At 72.2% G+C, this 19128-nt stretch carries 14 protein-coding genes; 5 read left to right on the top strand and 9 right to left on the bottom strand.

Annotation, left to right across the window (positions count from 1 at the left end; genetic code table 11):
- Positions 1–15: 15 nt before the first annotated feature.
- From IF61_RS0107665 to IF61_RS0107635, 7 genes are all read right to left on the bottom strand, one after another.
- Positions 16–2778, bottom strand: a complete 2763-nt coding sequence (locus IF61_RS0107665; protein WP_030365500.1) for a discoidin domain-containing protein — start codon at positions 2776–2778, stop codon at positions 16–18.
- Positions 2779–2861: 83 nt separating this feature from the next.
- Entirely contained in the window at positions 2862–3917 is a 1056-nt protein-coding gene (locus tag IF61_RS0107660) for a pyridoxal-phosphate dependent enzyme (RefSeq protein WP_030365499.1), read from the bottom strand.
- The gene (locus IF61_RS0107655; protein WP_052392483.1) at positions 3838–4881 is read right to left on the bottom strand and encodes a GHMP family kinase ATP-binding protein; all 1044 of its coding nucleotides are present in this window, start codon (positions 4879–4881) and stop codon (positions 3838–3840) included. Before IF61_RS0107655 ends, IF61_RS0107660 begins: the two co-directional genes overlap by 80 nt.
- On the bottom strand, positions 4878–5720 hold the full coding sequence (locus IF61_RS0107650) for a Rossmann-like domain-containing protein (protein WP_030365497.1): 843 nt from the start codon (positions 5718–5720) through the stop codon (positions 4878–4880). Before IF61_RS0107650 ends, IF61_RS0107655 begins: the two co-directional genes overlap by 4 nt.
- Positions 5721–5767: 47 nt before the next feature.
- Entirely contained in the window at positions 5768–6565 is a 798-nt protein-coding gene (locus IF61_RS0107645) for an ABC transporter ATP-binding protein (protein WP_030365496.1), read from the bottom strand.
- Positions 6562–7557 (bottom strand): FecCD family ABC transporter permease, encoded by a 996-nt coding sequence (locus IF61_RS0107640; RefSeq protein WP_211264842.1) that lies wholly within the window; start codon positions 7555–7557, stop codon positions 6562–6564. Before IF61_RS0107640 ends, IF61_RS0107645 begins: the two co-directional genes overlap by 4 nt.
- Positions 7558–7616: 59 nt before the next feature.
- Complete coding sequence (locus tag IF61_RS0107635) at positions 7617–8636, bottom strand: ABC transporter substrate-binding protein (protein ID WP_030365494.1); 1020 nt, start codon at positions 8634–8636, stop codon at positions 7617–7619.
- Positions 8637–8770: 134 nt separating this feature from the next.
- Here IF61_RS0107635 and IF61_RS0107630 point away from each other — a divergent pair, with 134 nt between their 5' ends.
- On the top strand, positions 8771–10033 hold the full coding sequence (locus IF61_RS0107630; protein ID WP_052392482.1) for an MFS transporter: 1263 nt from the start codon (positions 8771–8773) through the stop codon (positions 10031–10033).
- Between the two features lie 136 nt (positions 10034–10169).
- Here the strand turns inward: IF61_RS0107630 and IF61_RS0107625 are convergent, their stop codons facing one another.
- Complete coding sequence (locus tag IF61_RS0107625) at positions 10170–12167, bottom strand: hypothetical protein (protein ID WP_030365492.1); 1998 nt, start codon at positions 12165–12167, stop codon at positions 10170–10172.
- A gap of 505 nt (positions 12168–12672) precedes the next feature.
- On the bottom strand, positions 12673–14421 hold the full coding sequence (locus IF61_RS36850) for an eCIS core domain-containing protein (RefSeq protein ID WP_245684436.1): 1749 nt from the start codon (positions 14419–14421) through the stop codon (positions 12673–12675).
- A gap of 646 nt (positions 14422–15067) precedes the next feature.
- On the opposite strand from IF61_RS36850, the gene IF61_RS0107615 reads away from it, so the two are divergent.
- From IF61_RS0107615 to IF61_RS36220, 4 genes are all read left to right on the top strand, one after another.
- Positions 15068–16384 carry an NHL repeat-containing protein gene (locus IF61_RS0107615; RefSeq protein ID WP_030365490.1) on the top strand — a complete coding sequence of 439 codons (1317 nt, stop codon included), beginning with the start codon at positions 15068–15070 and terminating at the stop codon, positions 16382–16384.
- Positions 16385–16437: 53 nt separating this feature from the next.
- A complete protein-coding gene (locus tag IF61_RS33225) occupies positions 16438–17994 on the top strand; it encodes a hypothetical protein (RefSeq protein ID WP_052392481.1) in 1557 nt (518 codons plus the stop codon).
- A gap of 110 nt (positions 17995–18104) precedes the next feature.
- Positions 18105–18500 (top strand): hypothetical protein, encoded by a 396-nt coding sequence (locus IF61_RS0107605; RefSeq protein ID WP_030365488.1) that lies wholly within the window; start codon positions 18105–18107, stop codon positions 18498–18500.
- A complete protein-coding gene (locus IF61_RS36220) occupies positions 18497–18655 on the top strand; it encodes a DUF6760 family protein (RefSeq protein WP_169748803.1) in 159 nt (52 codons plus the stop codon). The genes IF61_RS0107605 and IF61_RS36220 overlap by 4 nt, the downstream gene beginning before the upstream one ends.
- Positions 18656–19128 lie beyond the last annotated feature (473 nt).

Raw genomic sequence — 19128 nt, 5'->3', positions numbered from 1 at the left:
GTCCCTCCCGTTCCGCTACGAGACCGTCACTTCGGCGATGCCCGTGCGGGCCCCGGCGGCCCCGGCACCGTGCACCACCACCCGCACGTACCGCGCGGCCACCGGCGTACTGCTGCCGCCGGCCGCGACGTCGCGCCAGTGCCGTCCGTCGGCGGACAGCTGGACGGCGTACGAGGCCGGGGCCGGGCCGCTCCAGGCGGGGGTGACCTTGCCGACGCGCACGGACTTGCCGAGGTCGGTGGTCAGGCTGCCGTCCGGCCCGTCCGGGACCCACGCCGTGGCCGTGTTGCCGTCGACGGCGGCCCCCGCGTACATGCCGGGCTCCTCGGAGGAGGCGGTGGCGGCGGTGCAGCGGGCCCGGTCGGCGGTGGGCGCGAGGTCGGGACGGCGGGTGTCGAGGACGGCCGGGGCCGCCTTGGTGACCACCTTCGCGCCCTGCGGCGTGTCGAGGGTCATCGGCGCGCCGTCGGTGAGCCGCACGGTGGTGCGCCGGGCGCCGAGCTCGACGTCGTACGTGCGGCCCTGCCAGCGCAGCCCGCGCAGGGTGACGCCGCGGCCGAGCTGCGGGGGCAGCATCGGGTCGAGGTGCAGCCGGTCCTCGCGCATCCGCATGCCGGTCAGGCCGTTGGTGAAGATCTGCAGGAAGCCGCCCTTGCCGGTGAGGAAGTCGTGCGCGGGCGAGCCGGCCAGCGGGTCCTCGGCGCCCGCCTTCGCGCCGCGGGCCTCCGAGAACTGGGCAAAGGGCCCGCGGACGAACGGCCTGATGGCGCGCTGCAGATAGGTGTACGTCGAGCAGCCCGGCTCGCCCGTGCCGGCGGAGACGATGGCGTGCACCGAGTCCGTCATGGCCGGGCCGTCGGGGTCGGTCCGCTGCGCGTAGTAGTCGAGGGTGCTCGCCGCCGCGCCCTCGGGCATCGGCCACTCCAGCGGGTACATCAGCAGCACCGTGTCCGCCTGCTTGATCTTGCTGCCGCGGTAGCCGTCGTACTGCTCGAAGACCTTGCGCTGCGCGTCGTAGGGGATCCTGATCCGGTCGGCGACGGCCGTCCACTCCCCCGGGGCGCGCTCGCCGAGCAGCTGGGCGACGCGGGTGGCGTGGCGCAGTGCGGTGGCCGCGCCCGCGTTGGTGAAGACCGCGTCGTCGACGCCGTTGCTGTACTCGTCGGGGCCGGCGGTGTCCTTGATGGAGTAGCTGCCGTCGGTGTTGGGGCTGACCCTCCCGGCCCAGAACTCGGCGATGCCCTTCATGACGGGCCAGCCGCGCTCGCGCAGCCACGCGGTGTCGCCGGTGGCGAGGTAGTACTGCCAGACGGCCAGGGAGATGTCCGACTGGAGGTGGATCTGGGTGCGGCAGTGGGGCGGGTCCACGCTGTGGCACTCCTGGGCCAGGTCGCCCTTGCTGCCGCTGTTCCAGGGGTAGAACAGCCCCTGGTAGCCGAGCTTGCGGGCGTTCTCACGGGCTCCCGGGAGGGTGCGGTACCGGTACTCGACGACGCTCCTGGCGAGTGCGGGGTCGGTGGCCAGCAGGGCCGGGTACATCCAGGTCTCGGCGTCCCAGAACACCAGTCCCGCGTAGTTGTCGCTGGTCAGCCCGGCCGGGGCGATGCTGTCGGAGGCGTCCTTGCGGCTGCTGGAGAGCAGTCCGTACCGCGCGGAGCGCACCCATGCCTGCAGGTCGCGCTGCCCGGGCACCTCGATGTCGGCGCGCCACAGGCGGGCCCAGGCGGCGGTGTGGGCGCGCAGCAGCCCGTCCCAGCCGCGGCGGGCGGCGCGCTGTGACGCGGCGGTGGCGTCCCGGCGGGGTGCGTGCGAGGTCAGCGCGGTGTCGACGCCGACGTACTTGGTGAGTTCGTACGCGTGGCCGTTGCGGACGGGGAAGGCGAGGGACTGCCGTGCGCTCAGGTCCTCGGCGGCACCGGCGGCACCGGTCTTGCCCGTGCGCACGCCGTTCCCGGCGCGCAGGGTGGAGGCGACGGCGCCGTCGGTGTCCGTGCCGTCGGTGCGGAAGGCCACGTCCATGGTCCGCCCGTCGCGGCCGGACCCCTCGGTCCGGTCTCCGCCGCCGGTCTGACGCATGCGCCGGGCGCCGACTCCGTCGATCCGGTCGGTGACGGTGGCCTCGCCGCTCCAGCGCGGTGTCATGCGCAGCCGGACGGCGCCGACGTGCGGGTCGTCGCGGTCGGCGAGCACCTCGTAGACCAGGTCGGTCTTCCTGCCGTCGGCGGCGGTCCAGGTCAGGGACGTCCGGACGATGCCGCAGTGCAGGAAGAGGGTCTGGCGGTAGCCGGATACCCGGCCCGGTTCCGTCGAAGAGTTGAAGGTGTCGCCGTGGGCGCCGCCGGTGCCGACGGTGAGCCCGGTCCAGGTGGGGAGCGCCGCGACGGCCTGCCGGTCGCCCGCGGTCTGTTTGTTGTGCGCGTAGAGCCCGGCGACGAACGAGCCGTCGTAGCCGGGGGTGAAGAGCGGCCAGCCGGTCTTGACGTCGCTGCTGGTGTAGCCGGTGCCGTTGGGCGGGACGCGCTGGCCCAGGTAGCCGTTGCCCACGTAGGCGTGGTGGGTGTCGGCGGTGTCGATGCGGGTGGAGTCGAGCGACCAGCCGTCACCCGTCCGGCAGTCGGCGGACGGGGGGACGGCGGCGGGGGAACGGTCGGCGGTGGGGGGTTGTGGTGCGGGTGCCGCGGCCGCGGGCGCCACGGGGGCGACGAGCGCACCGGCGAGCAGCAGCGCGGTCAGGCGGGCGGGACGCGGGCGCGGGCGCGCTCCGGGGGAGTACGTCATTGTTCTCCGTCGTTCTCGTATCTCCTGCGAGAGTCCCGCGACCATAAAGTTGCTGAACGGACAACGTCAATGGTTGACGTTATTCATACAACTTCTGAACTTGCTTGGGTGAGGGCGGATGTGGCCGTGGCCGGGGCTGCCGCCGGGGCGCGGTTCCAGCGCATCCGGGACCACGGCAGGGCCAGTTCGCTCTGGTCGGACACCTCCCGTGGGGCGAGGTCCGCGATCGGCGCGGCCTCGCGGTGCCGGGCGTAGACGGTGTCCACGTAGCGGTGGCCGGTGTCGGCGGCGATGAAGAGGACCGTCCGTTCGGGGGCACGCTCGCGTTCGTGGCGGGCGGCGAGGTAGCCGGCGCCGGCCGACAGGCCCGCGAAGACCGCGTGCCGGCCCAGCAGGTCGACGCTGCCGGCCAGCGCCGCGTCGAAGGAGATCCAGTGCAGGGTGTCGTACAGCTCGTGGGAGACGTTCCCGAAGGGGATGGAGCTGCCGATCCCGGCGATGATGATCTCGGGGTCGGAGACGTGCTCGGCGCCGAAGGTGACGCTGCCGTACGGCTGGACGCCGACGAGTTCGACGCCGGCCGGGCCGCCGGGTGCCGCGCGCAGGTAGCGGGCGAGGGCGCCGGTGGAGGCGCCCGACCCGACCCCGCCGACCACGGTGAGGCCTTCCGTGCCGGTCGCCTCGCGGATGCGGTCGGCGACGGCGCGGTAGCCGAGGTAGTGGATGTCGTCGTGGTACTGCCGCATCCAGTGGTACTCGGGGTGCGCGGCGAGGATCTCGTGGATCCGCTCCACCCGCCGCTTCTGGTCCAGTTTGAGGTCGCTGCACGGTTCCATCTGCTCCAGCGTGGCCCCGAGGACGGCGAGCTGGGTGCGCAGGGCGTGGTCGACCGTCGTCGAGCCGACGATGTGGCAGCGCATGCCGTGCCGGTGACAGGCCAGGGCGAGCGCGTACGCGTAGATGCCGCTGGAGCTGTCGAGCAGCGTGTCCCCGCGCCGTACGGCTCCGGTGTCGAGCAGGTGGCGCACCGCGGCGAGGGCGGAGACCACCTTCATCGTCTCAAAGCGCAGGCAGACGAGCCGGTCGTCGAGGCGTATCAGGTCCGGCCGGCCGATCGACTCCGCGACGTGCTGATCCATCCAGGGGCTCCTTGGTGGTGGTGAAGGTCGTGAAGGTCCGGGTGGCGGGGATGCCGTGGGCGTCCAGGGCGCGCAGGCAGCTGCGGACGCGGTGCCTAAGGCCCGGGACGGCCGGGTCGAACAGCACGCCCGCCACGGCGCCGCTGTGTGCGATCTGGACGCCGGCGGCCCCGACCTGGCGGGCGATGACGGTCAGCGCGTCGAACTCCGGGTGTCCCAGGGCCTGCTGGCCGCGCCGGGCGCTGGCGGTGGCGACCCGGCCGAGCAGCTGGGCGTCGCCGGTGGCCACGGCCCGGCGCAGCCGTGTGCGCAGCCGCTCCCAGTCCCGTACGTCGCTGTCGGCCGGCTCGTGCACGGGCAGGGACAGGGTGTCCACAGGCGCGCCCCCGCCGAGGGCGCAGCCCACGACGACCAGCGGCGGCAGGGCCGGGCCGAGGACCTCCAGGACGCGGCCCTCCCGCTGGGCGAACAGCACCGGCCGCCCGTCCAGCATCAGCGGGTCGCAGGCCAGTTCGGCGCGCACGGCCAGCCGGGCGACCGCGCCGGGAGCCGGCCGCAGCCGGTACGAGTCCGCGACCGCGCGCACTGCGGCGATCACGTCGCTGGTGGAGCTGCCCATGCCCAGGCCCACCGGTATGTCACACGTGATCCGCAACTCCCCGCCGCAGGGCGGCTGGCCGGTCCGCTCCGCGCACTCGGCGACCGCGAGGGCCGCGGCGCGGGCGGCCTTCGTACGGTCGGCGGGCACGACGGTGAGCGCCTCGGGCGCCGTGCCGGGCCGGCGGACGAACTCGGCGCTGCTGCCGGGGCCGGCCATCGGCAGGGTGACCAGGCCCGCGCACCGGCGCCCGTCGTCGTCGAGGAAGACGCCCTGGAGGAGCTCGCCGTGGTGGCAGGGGGCGTGCCCGGTGCCGGTGGGGAGGACACCGGCACCGGGTGCGGCCGCGGGGGCGGCGGGGATCATGCGCCGCCCGCCGTCCGGTAGCGGTACAGGGCCGTCTCCTCGGCGCTGAACTGCGAGAAGGGGAACGGTTCCGCGGACAGGGCGGTCACGCCCGAGCCGAGGAAGGCGCGGGCGACGGCGCTACCGGTCTGCGCGTAGACGACCAGCGGGACGCCCCGGGACCGGCAGCGCTCCAGGATCGTGTCGAACGAGCCGTTGCTCAGGGTCATTCCGGTGGCGACGACGGCGTCGGCGCGGTCCAGCACGTCGTGCATGTCGTCGGTGACGGGGTCGCCCCACTGGGTGGCCCTGAGGTTGAGGTCGCAGGGCAGGGGTTCACCGCCGCGCTCGCGTATCGCCGCGACCAGCGGGTTGACGACGCCGATGAGGCCGACCTTCGCGCCCTCCTCGATGTCCAGCAGGCCGGCGACGGCCGCGTCGCGGGCCCGTGCGCGGGCCTCCGGGGTGCCGGTGGGGAGGGTGACGGCCTCGGCGTCGCCCGCCTCGGCGGCCACGCGGTGGGGGCGGGCTTCGGAGAGATAGGCGTCGAGGGCGGCGATCCGCAGCGGGCGCGGGGCCGTGCGGAGCAGGGCGTCGAGCGAGGTGCCGGAGGAGTCGCGGCAGACCGACGGGTCGAGCTCGCCGGCCTCGAAGGCGCAGCCGCCGAAGGAGCCGCCGAGGCGGACGAGGACGTACTGGTTGAGGTAGGTGGTGTCGCCGCCGGCGAGGCGGGTGCCGTGGTGGAGCCAGAACACGCTGGTGGCGACGAGTTGGGAGGGGAGCGGACCGTGGTCGCCCGCGAGGACGGCTTCGACGAGCGCGTCGACGGAAGGGGCGGGGGCGGAGGGCGTACGGGTCATGGGGTTCCTTGTCATGGTGTTCCTTTCTCAGGGATTCACGGGGAGGGTCACGGGGTGGGCCGGGATGCCTCGGCCGGGGTGCCGAGCGGACCGCGGTAGGTGACCGCGGGGTGTCCCAGGGCGTCGGTGGTGAGTTCGGCGTCCACCTCGAAGACCCCGGCGAGCCGCTCGGCCGTCAGGACGGCGGCGGGCGTGCCGGAGGCGATCAGGCGGCCGTGGTGCAGGAGCAGCAGCCGGTCGCAGTACCGGGCGGCGAGCGACAGGTCGTGCAGCGCGACCAGGACGGTCTGGCCGGTGCCGGTCAGCAGTTCCATGAGTTCCAGCTGGTGTCTGACGTCGAGGTGGTTGGTGGGCTCGTCGAGCAGCAGCGCGTACGGCTGCTGGGCCAGCGCGCGGGCGAGGTGGGCGCGCTGCCGTTCGCCGCCCGACAGCGCCTTCCAGGAGCGGCCGGCGAGCGCGGTGAGCCCGACGCGCTCCAGCGCGGCGGCGACGACCGCCCGGTCGGTGGCGTCCGGTCCGTGCCAGCGGTCGCGGAACGGGGTCCGCCCCAGGCCCACGACGTCGGCGGCCTTCAAGTCGCTGTCCGCGCCCGGGTCCTGTGCGGCGAAGGCGACATGGCGGGCGATCCGGCGCGCGCTCCAGTCCCGTACGGGCTCGCCGTCGTAGCGGACCGCGCCCGTGTCGGGGGCCCGCAGGCCGGCCAGGCAGCGCAGGAGCGAGGACTTGCCGGAGCCGTTGGGGCCGAGAAGTCCGACCGTCTCGCCGGGGGCGATGTCCGCGCTGACGCCGCGGACGACCGGCGTGCCCGCCACCGACCAGCTCAGTTCTTCGGCGGTGATCCTCACAGTTCACCTCTCTTGCGCAGGACGAGGAGGAAGAGCGGTACGCCGAGCAGCGCGGTGATCACGCCCACGGGAACCTCGCGGGGCGCGAAGGCGATCCGCGCCATCGCGTCCGTCCAGACCAGGAACACCGCGCCCGCGAGCGCCGCGTACGGCAGCAGCACGCGGTGCAGCGGTCCGGCGAGGAACCGCACTCCGTGGGGGACGATCAGCCCGACGAAGCCGATGGCGCCGACGGTGGCCACCGCCACGGCCGTCAGCGCGGCCGTGACCACGAGCAGCAGCATCCGCGTGCGCCGCACCCCGATCCCGAGGGAGGCGGCGGTGTCGGCGCCGAACGCGAGCCCGTCGAGGGCGTTCGAGCACAGCCACGCGGCCACCAGCCCCAGCGGCGTGACGATCGCGCAGACCACGACGGTGTCCCAGCGGGCCGGTGCCATCGAGCCCAGCAGCCAGTGGGTGACGGCCCGGGTGGTGTCCGCGTCCGCCGAGGCCATCAGGACGAGGGAGGTGAGCGCGGTGAAGAGCTGGCCGACGACCACGCCGGTGAGGACGATGCGGCCCGAGTCCAGCCCGGTGCGGCGCAGGAGCAGGAGGAGCAGCCCGAAGGAGAGCAGCGCGCCGGCGAGCGCGCCGCCGGTGACGCCGAGCGCGCCCGCCCCCACGCCGAGGACGACGACGGTGACGGTTCCCGCCGACGCGCCCGAGGAGACGCCGAGCAGGTAGGGGTCGGCGAGGGCGTTGCGGGTGACCGCCTGCAGGACCGTGCCGCACACGGCGAGCGAGGCGCCGACGAGTGCGGCCATCAGCACGCGGGGCAGCCGCAGGTCCCAGATCAGTGAGTCCGTCAGCGGGGGCAACGGCTCCACGTCCAGGCCGAGATGGGCGCCGAGGACGCGGGCGAGGCCGGCCCAGCCCACGCCGGAGGTACCGATGCGCGTGGCCGCCGCGACGGAGCCCGCCAGGGCGAGCGCGGCGAGGAGGAAGAGGAACACCCGGGTTGCGGCGGGCCGCCGGAAGCAGGAGATCCACTGCCCCCCTCCGGGCCACCGGCTCAGCGGACATAGCCGAGGTCCTTCATCCCCTCGGCCAGCAGCCCCAGGGCGTGCACCGAGCGCACGGACGGGTCCAGCTCGATGCCCGGCACTTCGAGGATCTTGTTGTCACGGACCGCCGCGAGCTTGGAGACCACCGGGTGCCCGGTCATCGCGGCACGCTTCTCGGCGGCGCTGTCGCCCGGCCGCCCGCGCTCCGACAGGTCACCGATCACGATGAAGTCCGGGTTGCGCTTGGCGACCTCCTCCCAGGAGACCTCCGGCCAGTCCTCGTTCACGTCGTCGAAGGCGTTCTTCGCGCCGACGATCCGGCTCATCTCGCTGGGCAGGCCGGTCCTGCCCGCCACGTACGGCATGCCGTTGAAGACGGAGTAGAGGTAGACGACGGTCGGCCGCTCCTTGCCCCGGGGGGCCTTGGCCGCGCTCTCCCCCGCCTTGGCGACCGCGGCGCGCTGGCCGGCGGCGAGCTTGCCGGCCCGCTCCTGGACGCCGAAGACCTCGCCCAGGTTCTCGTAGTCGGAGAAGAGCAGCTCGAAGGGGGTCCTGCCGGCCGGGTTCCGCTGCGGGCAGTTCACGGCGCTGACGAAGGCGGGGACCTTGAGGGCGGCCAGCTCCTCGCGGGTGCCGGCGCGGTCCTTGGTGAAGAGGTCCGCGGAGCCCGCGACGACGAAGTCGGGCCCGGCGGCGCGCAGCTGCTCGCCGGTGGCGATCTTGGGGGCGATGACCGGGACCCCGGCGTACGCGGACTCGTACTGCGCGGGGATCTTCGTCTTGAGGTTGGCCGTTCCCGCCATCCGGTCCTGGAGGCCGAGTTCGAGCAGGGTCTCGGTGGAGGTCTGGTCCAGGGCGACGGTCCGCTTCGGAGGCCCGGCGAAGGACAGCCGGCTGCCGCAGCTGGTGACGGAGGCCGTGGTGGCGGACTCGGCATCCGCTCTGGAGCCGTCGCGTGCTGCCGTGGAGCAGCCCGCGGTAGCGAGGGCGATGGTCAAGGCGATGCCGAGGCGGGCGGGATGGCGCATTGGGTCTCCGGTCCGGAAGGGGATGCCGTGTTCGAAGGGTACTGTAATGGTATTCATTTTCATTAAGCGAACCCGGGTGCGGTCCGGTCCACCGATCCGCACCCCCGGCCCCCACCCCGAGGAGCACCCCCACCGTGCCGACCACACCCACGCCGACAGCGGCCAAGACCACTGCCCCGCCCCCGCGTTCGATCCTCCGCGACACCGCGTTCCTGCGCCTGTGGACGGGCACCACCGCCTCCGGCCTCGCCACCTGGGCCCTGCCCTTCGTCCTCGGGCTCGCCGTCCTGCACCGCGACCTCGGCGCCGCGGGCCTCGGCCTGGTCCTCGCCGCACGCACCGCCGGCTTCCTCCTCGCCGTCGCCGTCGGCGGCGTGCTGGCCGACCGGCACTCCCGCCGCGCGGTCGTCCTCTGGTCGGCCCTCGCGGCCGCCGTCGCCGCGCCCCTCCTCGCCGTCGCTCTCGGCCGCTCACTCGTGCTGATGACGGCCGCCGCCGCCCTCGCGGGCGCCGGACAGGGGGCCTGCCGCCCGGCGTTCCAGGCACTCACCGCGGAGACCGTCGCCCCCGAGCGCCGCCAGCAGGCCAACGCCGCCATGACCATGGCGGTACGGAGCTCCACGCTCACCGGCCCCGCCCTGACCGCGCTGCTCACGGCCTTCCTCGGCATCCGCACCCTGCTGCTCGGCATCGGGCTGCTCTGGCTGGTCGCCGCGCTGGTCCCGGGCAGGGGGGCCGCTGCAGCGAACCTCCCCGCGGAGCCCGCCCCGCGCGCCGGCTTCCGCGCCGAGTTCCTCGAAGGCATACGGGAGGCGCGCCGCCACCCCTGGTTCCTCGCCGGGCTCGCCGCCCTCACCGCGGTCATCGCCCTCGGCTACTCCGCCACGAGCGTCGCGCTGCCCCTGATCAGCCGGGACCGCTACGACACCGAGTGGGTGCTGGCCGCGGCCATGACCGCGTACACCGTGGGCGCTCTCCTCGGGGCCCTGGTCATCGCCCGTCTGCGCCCCCGCTCCCAGGGCTGGGCCGCCTTCGCCGGGCTGGCCGCGTACGGCGTCGCGCCACTGAGCCTGGTGCTGCCCGTGCACCCGGTCGTGGTCGTCGCCGCGTACGCCGTCGCCGGGATCGGGATCGAGCTGTTCAACGTGCCCTGGTTCACGGCCACCCAGCGCGAGGTCGCCCCGGAAAGGCTGGCCCGCGTCTCCTCGCTGGACTTCCTGGTGTCCTACGGACTGGCGCCCATCGGCCTGGCCCTGATCGCCCCGGCCATCGAACGGTTCGGGGTCGCCCCCGTCCTCGCCGTCTGCACGGCGGCCTGCTTCCTCGTACCGGCCGCGGCAGCACTGGTCCCCACCGCCCGCCACTTCACCCGCACGGCCCCGGCGGCCGGGGACTGACGCCGGGCGGCAAAAGCGAGGTGGATCCTGGTCGTCAGCCGACCGTTGCCGGTCGAGCCGTCGCCGCCACCGGCCGCATGCACCGCTCCGGGTCCGCCCGGCGGGCCGGCGTCACCGCCGCCGTGAGCCGAACGGGCTACGACTCCCCTGCCGAACTCGGCGAGCCCGCGCGCCGGGCCTCCAGTTCCTTCTCCACCTCGCGCAGGAGGAGTGCGAAGTCCACGCGTTCCATGTAGAACGGGCCTGCGGCGGCCGCGAGTTCCGGTAGATGTTCGGCCATTTCTTCCAGGCTTTTGACGTGAGCACGACCGAGACCCCGCGGGTGATCTCCCTCCACCCGCATCAGGAGATTTTTCACGGCCGGCAGTAGCCAATCCTTCTTCCCGAGGGCTGCGACGGCCACACGGTCGACGGCTTCCCCGTACTCCTGGTTGAGCATGCGGCGGAAGTCGAGGTCGCGGAAGATCTTCAGGTCGGCTTCGGCGCGGGCGGTACGGTCGGCGTACTCCGGCGACTCGTAGAGGGAGATCAGCCGGGCGTACTCGGCGGAGACGGCGCGCGCCTCGGCCACCTGGCCCGCCAGCCGCTCCACCTGCACCGGACGGGCCGGATCGGGCTCACGCAAACCCGCCCACTCCAGCCAGCCCGGTGCGCGCTCCGACAACTCGGCGCCGAAGACCCCGGCCAGACGGTCCATCCGTTCCTTGAGCGCGTACAGCTCGCCGACGCCCCGCGCGCGGACCATCTTCAGCATCGACCGCGCGTCCGGTTCCTTGCGGACCCGGTCGAGGAGGGCACTCAGACCGGTGGGCTCGCCGTACCCCTCGACGTCGGCGAGCGCCTCTTGCAGCAGCTCTTCGCACGCGGCGAGTTCGTGGGGTTTGAGTCCTGCCATGTTCGTTGCACTGGGGCCCTGGACGTGATCGAGGAGGGTCCGCAGAACGCCGATCTCCCGGCTGCTGCGCACGAGCGTCTCCCGCAGCGCGTCGATCTCCGCCAACCGGCCGTGCGCCGCCGTGAGTTCGGCCTCCTGCTGTGCATGCTTGTCGCGGTAGCGTGCGGGCAGCATCGCTTCAGGAAGGACACGTGACGGAGTGAGCTTGTCCTGCTTCTTCCGCAACCTGCTGATCTTTTCCTCCAACCGCGTGCGCTCAGCGTCGACGTCGCGCAGATATGCGTCGGCGCCTCCGGCGGCAGCAGCCAGCTGGAGGCTCCGGAACTCCCGGGCCACCGCCAGTCGATCCGCATCGAGAGGGTCCGTTCCAGCCGCCAGCCACCCGATGAGTTCTTCGACGTCCTCGCGGCCGAGACCGAACAGCGCGGCCCGGAAGGCCCGCAAGTCGGCCTGGCGCTGCTGTTCCACGGTCAGTGCCGGCGCAGCGGCGGAGCCGGCGGCCGGGCCCTGCTCGGCCGGAGCGCATATCTGGCGCAACTCCCGGTCCACCACGTCCATCATCCCCATGGCCTCCGTACCGACTTCGCCCGCGATCGTGGCCGCGGTCTGCCCGGCCTGGCGGGCCGCTCCGTAGATGTGCGCGGCGGCGTACGAGGCGGCCCAGCGCAGCGCCAGTCGTGTGCACCACTGCGGGAGCGGAACGGCTTTGACCAATGCCTGCTGGGCGGCGGAGGGGACCCGGGCCAACGCGCCGCCCGCCCAGCGGGAGGCTTCCGCAAGGGAGGTGGCGGCACGCTGCGCGCCGGCCACCGGGCCCTCACTGGCGAGAGTGACCAGCACACGGCCCAAGGCGTCGTGCACTGCTTCCTCCGCCGTGGCGGCACCACCCTGTACCGCCTCGGCGGCCCGGGTGGCCGCAGCGGGGACCTCACGCAGCAGCTCGGCGACGGTCTGCCGGGGCAGCAGGGCGGACAGCTCGCCGGGGAGCGGCAGCAGCTCGGCGACCCGGCGACCGGGCAGTTCCGTGACCCACGCGGCGGCCTGCGTGGCGGCCTCGGCCGTCGCGGTGCCGACGCGCTGCGCGGAGGCTACCGGACCTTCGCCGGCGAGAGTCACCAGCGCGCGGCTCAGGGCGCCGTGCACGGCTTCCTCTATCTGCGCGGCGTGATCCCCGGCCAGTCCGACGGTGTTGTCGAGCCCTTCCGCGACCTGGTTCAGAGCATGGCTGAGGGCCGGCATGCGGTCCGCTCGGGACGGGCCCGCCGGCCCCCGGGCTTCTGTCCGATCACGCGGCGCCGGGTCCGGGGAGCGGCCGGGCGGACGGTGGACGTCCTGGGCATTCGAGCGCTGCCGCATCGCGGCGACCGCGGTGTTTCCCGCGGCACGCTGGAGGGCCATGATCTGCGCCGAGCTCCCCGGAGACGGGGCACGGCTCGGGAGGGAATGAGGGTTCGCGCGGGGAGCAAGGGCTGTCCCTGCCGACTCGGCACCACGCCGGGCCGCAGTCTCACCGGTCTTCCCTTGCACCCGCATCTACCGCTCCTTGTCCGCCTGTTGAGACCACATCCCGGCATCCTCACAAGCCGCACAACAATGTCGGAGGAATGCCCCGCCGAACCCGAGGGGGATGAGGCTGCCGACCGCGGCGTGCGCGGCCGGCGGAGATCACCGAATCGCTGGTGGACCTGGTCATTCGGCTCGTGTTTCCGTCAGCAGCTTTCCGTCAGCTTTCCGTCAGCCGGGCTCATACAGCCCGCGCAGTGGCGTCGACATTACGCTTCATGATTTCGCCGGCGAGGCGATCGACGATCCTGCCGTGGAGCGGATCGAACTCCGCCAGAACCAGCCCAGGCAGGGTGCCCAGGTCCCGGTGGCCGTCGCTCCTGATGGAAAGCCTGATCCTGTCCGGGAACAGCGTCCCCCCGGGAGTCACTTCGAACCGGGCCCAGAAGCGGTGGGCATCCGCGCTGGCCCACTTGGCGATCATGTCCTCGTAGGGAATCATCGCGGAGTTGGTGACGTAGGTGCCGGCCACCAGGTTGTCCGCGTCGGTCGAGCCGCCGATCTGCGCACCCTGCACGTGCAGCCACTCCCAGTTCTGCTCGAGTTCGTACCGGGCGCCCAGGAAGCGATTGGCGTAGGCCACCACGCCGAGAGCGTTCCAACTGTTCATCGCGCTGTCCTGGCCGGCTCCGCGGTCCACGGCGGTCAGGTCCGTGCCCGGCACCCAGCCGGTGTCCGAGCGCGGGGCGGTGAGACGGGCGTACTCGCGTTGCAGCGCGCCCTGCGTTCCCTCGTCCATGCCGGGATCGAAGAACTCGGCGTCGCTGAACCGCTGGTTCGCGATGCGAATGCGGTGGGCCGCTGCGCGGGTCGTGCCGGCCGTGGAGACGTACATGATCCGTGCCCGGTCTCCCGGGAACCGGCCTTCGTACGCGAAGAAGTTCGCGCCGTTGTCCTTGTTCTTGAACAGCGCGTGCAGTTCGTCGTACCGGCGCTCAGCGAGACTCTCGTACGGCACGCCGTCGAAATGACCGGTCATGCCCTCGCCGATGCCGAGCACTTGCCGCGCCTGGTCTGCGGACAGGCCCAGGCCGTACAGACGCCCTTCCGCCCGCGGTGCGCGCGAGCCGCCCGAGTTGTTCCAGATCTGCGGACCGTGCCTGACGATCGTGGCGACGAGGCCGGGCGTGGCGCGGCCCAGGGCTTCTTCGTCGACAAGGCTGACGGTCTTGGCGACGCTGTCGTAGTGGAGGAGGCCACCGAGTTCGTGCCAGAGATGGCGCCAGATGGGGCCTCTCTCCTGGTAGGCGCCCTTGATGAAACCGTCGAGGGCACTCGACCGGACGTCGCCGGCGAAGCCGACGGCACCAAGGGCGGCCGTCAGTCTGTCGACGCCGCCGTACTCCGCGAAGAGCAGCCTGCCGTCGGCCTTCTTCACAAAGGCGTACTCGGCGTTCGGGTTGCGCGAGTCCTGGTAGATCCGCTCGTCGTAGTTCGCCAGGTGCATCGCGCGCTGCACGACCGGGGTGGTCGTGGGCCGTGGGGGGACTGTGCCGTCGGGCCGTTGCCCTGTCGCTCCCCCCGGTGCGCTCATGACCCCCGATGCGCCCATGACCCGTGCCGCGTTGGCTTCGGCCTCCCGTTCGAAGCGGTCGTCCGGGTCGCTCACCGCGAACCCGTGACCGGTGTCGGTACCCGCCACCGGTCCCCTGCGCTGCTGGACGACGTGCGTGAGCTCGTGCGCCAAGGTGGCCTTGTCCGCTCCGTCGCGGCCGATGACGACATGGTTGCCTGCCGTGTAGGCGCGCGCGCCGATTGCCATGGCTGAGCGCTGCGCGGCGGCGTCGGTATGGACGCGCACATCGGACAGATCGGCACCGAGCCGCGCTTCCATTGCGCCCCGGGTGGTGGTGTCGAGCGGACAGCCGCCGCTGCGCAGCACCTCGGGCACGGTGGACCGCTCGCGGGATGCACCGCCCGCATCCAGCATCCTGAGGACCGCGCTGTTTCCGGCCGCCCGCTGAAGGGCCAGAAGCCACGAGGCGTTCCCCGGGGGCGCCACGGCCGGCACCGGTCCGGCATGTCCGGACGTGGGCGAGATCCGCGCCGGGCGCTGCGACCGATCCGCTATCGGAACCCGACTGCGCATGGCCCTCCTCAAGGCGAGACCACCAACAGTGGCCCGTGCCATTGAGCAGCGTCAAGGACGGGCCGTCTCACGCCCGTAAGGTCGTTTTTCGCCAGCGGCCTGATTGCCCCGCGTGCGGAAACGATTCTTGAAGGAATTCCGGCCACGCCACTCGGTCATATCGGCTGTGCGCAGCCCCTCTTGACAACAGTCAGGCGGCGCCGGCGGTAAGCGGACTCATGCGGAATGACGCACACCAGATACCCCTGTTTGCAGCTGAAATGCCCTTCCGGCCCCGCAATCGGAGCCGCACCGTCCGGAAGCCGGAGCCTCACCCCCCATGGTGGCCGGTTCGCCCAGGTGCGGCGGTGAGTGCTGGCGGCATACTCTCGACCGGTCGAGCGCCGCCCCTGCGTGAGCCATCAAACTGCGGCGCCTTTCCCGGGGCGCACTTCCACACGCTCTCTGATGAGTTCGCGCGTCAACGAAAGGCCGGAGGGGGAGCACCATGGCGGATATCGCCAGCATCCAGGAGTTCAGTCTCAACAAGACGCCGCATTCGGTGGCCGTGGGAAATCAGCGGTATTTGTGGATCACCACGAGCAACAAGGCCGTCATCAAGATCAACCCCAATGACCCCAGCAGTGCTCAATCAATCGCCACCGGGGAGTACAACGAAACGGCCGGGGTCATGAAGGACCCGGTATCCGAGAACAGGCGGATCTGGATGGCCTCGCCCGCCCCGCGGGACCCCATCCTGATGATGGAGACCTACGGGAACTACCCGGTGACCGCGAACCCCCTGGAGCCGGACGCCCGGGCGGAGAGCATCAAGCTCCGGACGACCGACAAGGGCTCCGAGGGCGTGCCGAACATCAGCTACAGCCTGCTGTTCGCCGAGCCGCAGCACAGCTACATCGGCATCTTCCCCGTCCCCGCCCAGGGTGGCTCCTACGACAAGATGCCCATCGGCCGGAGCACCTGGCTGTGGGACGTGGCCGTCACGACCGCGGCGGACAAGAAGACCCACACCTACTGGGCCACGGGTCAGAAGCAGACCACCACCCCCACCAGGAACGAGAACGGTCTCTACCGGCGCTCCCCCGGGCAGACGGCATGGGAGAGGGTCGAGATCCTCGACAACCCCGAGCAGAAGCCCTTCTACATCATCGCCGACACCGAGGCGGTCTGGCTCACCGCGACCGGCCCCAACCAGGTCATCCGCTACGACATCGCGGAAGGCACCACTCGTACCGTGGCCCTGGGCGACGCGGTGCCGCAACAGCTGGTGTTCTACACGAACGACAAGGTGTGGGTGGCCTCCAACAAGGGCCTGCACGAGATCGACCGCCATCAGCCGGGCCCGGGTGCCATGGTGAACCTCCCCAACGGCGGTGGCGCGAAGGGCCTCTGCGTCGGCACCAACGGGGAGCTCTGGTACACGAACCCCGTCAACAAGACCCTCGGCAGGTACAGCGTGCCCCCGCCCCCTTACGGCGGCGCTTCCCTCGTCGGCCGGACCCAGATCGTCTATCAGGGCGAGTCCGTGGCGCGCATGAAGGATCACGTCGCGCAGCCGCTCATCGCCGAGTACGTCTCCAACGGCCATCCCGTACCGGGCATTCCGCTCACGTGCCGTATCGAGGCGGACGGGGCGACCTTCGACGACGGGTCGAAGGAACGCGTGATCCTGACCGACCAGCTCGGTCAAGTCGCCGTACCGCCCGTGTCGGCCGGGCTGATCGAGGAAGTCGCGGTCCTGAGCGTCGGCCTGGGCAACACCGAACCGCACGCGACCACGACGCTGAGGATCACTCAGGACTAGCGGTCCGGCATCGACCTGTGCGGTTCATCCCGCCTTCCGGAGGGAGCACCAGAATGACAGCCACGACGACCCCCATCAGTAACAACGACGAGTTCCCCATCGGCGCGCCCGCCGTGGACCTGGCATGGCAGCGCGACGACCAGAACCTGTGGTTCGTGACGGCGGAGGGCACGGTAGGCCGCTTCGAACCCCGCAGCCCCTGGGCCGGCAGCCTCTTCACCCCTGGACCGGGCTTCACGGGTACCGCCAACTCCCTGGTCGCCTGGCCCGGCCACGGTGTGTGGACCTTGGTCTCGGGGCAGAGCACGGCCGTCTTCGTCAAGTGCGACAGCTACGGCCACTACCAGACCCACCCCCTGGAGAGCGGGCGGGAATGCCACTCCATGGTGCTCGCCAAGAGCCGTGAGGGCTGGGACCGCATCGTCGCGGTACTGGCCGACCGGAACCGGCTTGTCTTCGTCAACGCGGCCGGCGTCACCTCTAATTCACTGTCATACGCCGACGGCCTGTACGGGGTGGCCGTCTCGGAGCGCGAGCCGACCCTCTACTGGCTCAGCTCCCCCGGGGGTAGGTCGCTGGTCCGCTACGACGCCCACACCGGTGCCTTCTCCCCCGCCGTCAACATCGGTGTCGAGGCGCAGGACCTCGCCGTCACGCCGTCGGGCGACACCGTGTGGGTGGGCACCCCGGAGAACGCGCTCTACAAGTACAGCGTCGAGGACGGCCTGCTCACGCGTGTCGACGCCCCCTGTCCGGCACGTCGCCTGAAGGCGGCGGCGGACGGCACCCTCTGGTTCGCCAGCCCTCGGGGCGACGCCATCGGCTACGTCCTGCCGGGAGAGGCGAGGGCGGCCGTGATCTCCACGGGTGACGGCTCGCAGCCCTCGGCGCTGGCCGTGTCCGCTGACAGCCGGCTGTGGGCCGCGCTCTCCGGCAGGCCGGCCTTGCGGCGCGTGTCCCGGTACCGGCTGGCCGTCGTCTCCGGGGACACCCAGTCGGTCGCGGTCGGCCGGCGCTTCCCCGAACCGCTCGTGGTCAAGGCCGTCCAGCTGGACGGCACACCGGTGGCCGCACAGCGGATCGAGTTCTCCGTGGAGGGCGGCTCGGCCGTCTTCGAGAACGGCAAGCCGACGGAGGTTCGTTTCACCGGCAGCGACGGTGACGAGCTCGGCGTCGCCACGAGCTCTTTGCTCAAGGCGCTCAAGGAAGGCCCCTGCGTCGTCACCGCCCGCTGGGCGGAGACCGAGGCCGTCGCCTCCTTCTCCCGCCTGACCGTCACCCCGCCGGTGGGTGCCGCGCACCACGTCCGCTATGTCTCGGGGGCCGGGCAGACCGTACCCCCGGGGAAGTCCTTCGACGAACCGATGAAGGTCATCGTGGAGGACCAGAACGGCGTCCCGGTCCCGGGCGCCGAGGTCACCTTCAAGGTCCGCGACGAGGACGCGGCGACGTTCCCCGGCGGAGTGGACACCGCCAAGGTGACCAGCGAAGCCGATGGTTCCGCCACATCCCCGGTGCTGACGGCCGGTGACAAGGCCGACGTGTTCGCCGTACGGGTCTGGGTCGCGAAGACCCCGGTGAGCCTCCTGCTCGACCAGAACATCCAGTGACGGCCATGCGTTGACCGGCGTCTCCCGGCTCCCGCCGCGTGGGCGGGAGCCGGGGTCCGGCGGCCATAAGCCCGTATCTCTCGGTACAGACGGAGGAACGCGCCCCCACCATGCCCGACAACGATTCGCCACTGCGCACCGAGTACGACTTCGAACTCCCCCACGGCTACGTGGACGCCGCGGGCACCGTGCACCGCCAGGGCGCCATGCGGCTCGCCACGGCCCGCGACGAGTTGTCTCCCCTGATCGACCAGCGGGTCCGGGAGAACCCCGCCTATCTGGGGGTCGTTCTCCTCAGCCTCGTCATCACCCGGCTGGGCACCGTGAGCGACATCCACGCGGGCGTGGTGGAACAGCTCTTCGCCAGGGATCTCGCCTATCTCCAGGACCTCTACCGGCGCATCAACGGCCTGGACTCCGGCCACGGCGCCGTCGCCTGTCCCTCCTGCGGGACCAGCTTCGCCCTGCCCGGACCGGCCTCGGGCGGCCGCCTGGGGGAAGCATGACGCACCCGGAGCGCCGGCTCCGTGAGGAGTGCTCCTACCTCGCCTACCACTTCCACTGGGCGTACGAGGACATCCTCACCCTGCCGCACGCGGAGCGGCGCGCGTGGGTGCGTGAGATCGCCCGGATCAACTCCTCTATCAGTGAGGGGCGGTGAGTGTGGTGGGTGTGGTGAAGGGGTTGAGCCCGTTGAGCCCTTTCAAACCGGGACGGTGGTGGCGGGGACGGCGTACGGGCCCGGCGCCCGCCACGGCCCCGGCCCCCCCGGCGGCGGGTGCTCCGTCCGGGCTTCCGCCGCGTGCGGACTGGCGCGTGGTCGCGCCTGTCGGGCTGTTACGGATGCCGGTGCCGCTCTCCTGCGGGCTCGGCACCTTCCGGCAGGGCCTTGCGGCTTGGCGCCCGGCGCCGCTCGTCACGGCCGACGGCCGGCTGCTGCCGCGCGGGGTGCCGTTGGCACTGGCACCGGCCGATCGTGGTGCTCCGCTGATGGAGGTGGCGGTGGTGGCGGAAGTGCCGCCAATCGCCGGGGTGGTCTCTTCAGCGGTCCCGGCCGTTCCCCCGGTGGCCGCGAGGCACGTCGACCGGCCGTCCGGCGAGTACGGTGTGGGCATCCTGCATGAGGCCGGGGCC

Source organism: Streptomyces roseoverticillatus (assembly GCF_000719265.1).
Lineage (GTDB): Bacteria > Actinomycetota > Actinomycetes > Streptomycetales > Streptomycetaceae > Streptomyces > Streptomyces roseoverticillatus.
This window is presented reverse-complemented; position numbering and strand designations above follow the sequence as displayed.

Excerpts from the sequence above, each read along its gene's own strand:
- IF61_RS0107615 (WP_030365490.1), top strand. The coding sequence starts at position 15,068 with ATGGCGGATATCGCCAGCATCCAGGAGTTCAGTCTCAACAAGACGCCG.
- IF61_RS33225 (WP_052392481.1), top strand. The coding sequence starts at position 16,438 with ATGACAGCCACGACGACCCCCATCAGTAACAACGACGAGTTCCCCATC.
- IF61_RS0107665 (WP_030365500.1), bottom strand. The coding sequence starts at position 2,778 with ATGACGTACTCCCCCGGAGCGCGCCCGCGCCCGCGTCCCGCCCGCCTG.
- IF61_RS36220 (WP_169748803.1), top strand. The coding sequence starts at position 18,497 with ATGACGCACCCGGAGCGCCGGCTCCGTGAGGAGTGCTCCTACCTCGCC.
- IF61_RS0107660 (WP_030365499.1), bottom strand. The coding sequence starts at position 3,917 with ATGGATCAGCACGTCGCGGAGTCGATCGGCCGGCCGGACCTGATACGC.
- IF61_RS0107605 (WP_030365488.1), top strand. The coding sequence starts at position 18,105 with ATGCCCGACAACGATTCGCCACTGCGCACCGAGTACGACTTCGAACTC.
- IF61_RS0107655 (WP_052392483.1), bottom strand. The coding sequence starts at position 4,881 with ATGATCCCCGCCGCCCCCGCGGCCGCACCCGGTGCCGGTGTCCTCCCC.
- IF61_RS36850 (WP_245684436.1), bottom strand. The coding sequence starts at position 14,421 with ATGCTGGATGCGGGCGGTGCATCCCGCGAGCGGTCCACCGTGCCCGAG.
- IF61_RS0107650 (WP_030365497.1), bottom strand. The coding sequence starts at position 5,720 with ATGACCCGTACGCCCTCCGCCCCCGCCCCTTCCGTCGACGCGCTCGTC.
- IF61_RS0107625 (WP_030365492.1), bottom strand. The coding sequence starts at position 12,167 with ATGCCGGCCCTCAGCCATGCTCTGAACCAGGTCGCGGAAGGGCTCGAC.
- IF61_RS0107635 (WP_030365494.1), bottom strand. The coding sequence starts at position 8,636 with ATGCGCCATCCCGCCCGCCTCGGCATCGCCTTGACCATCGCCCTCGCT.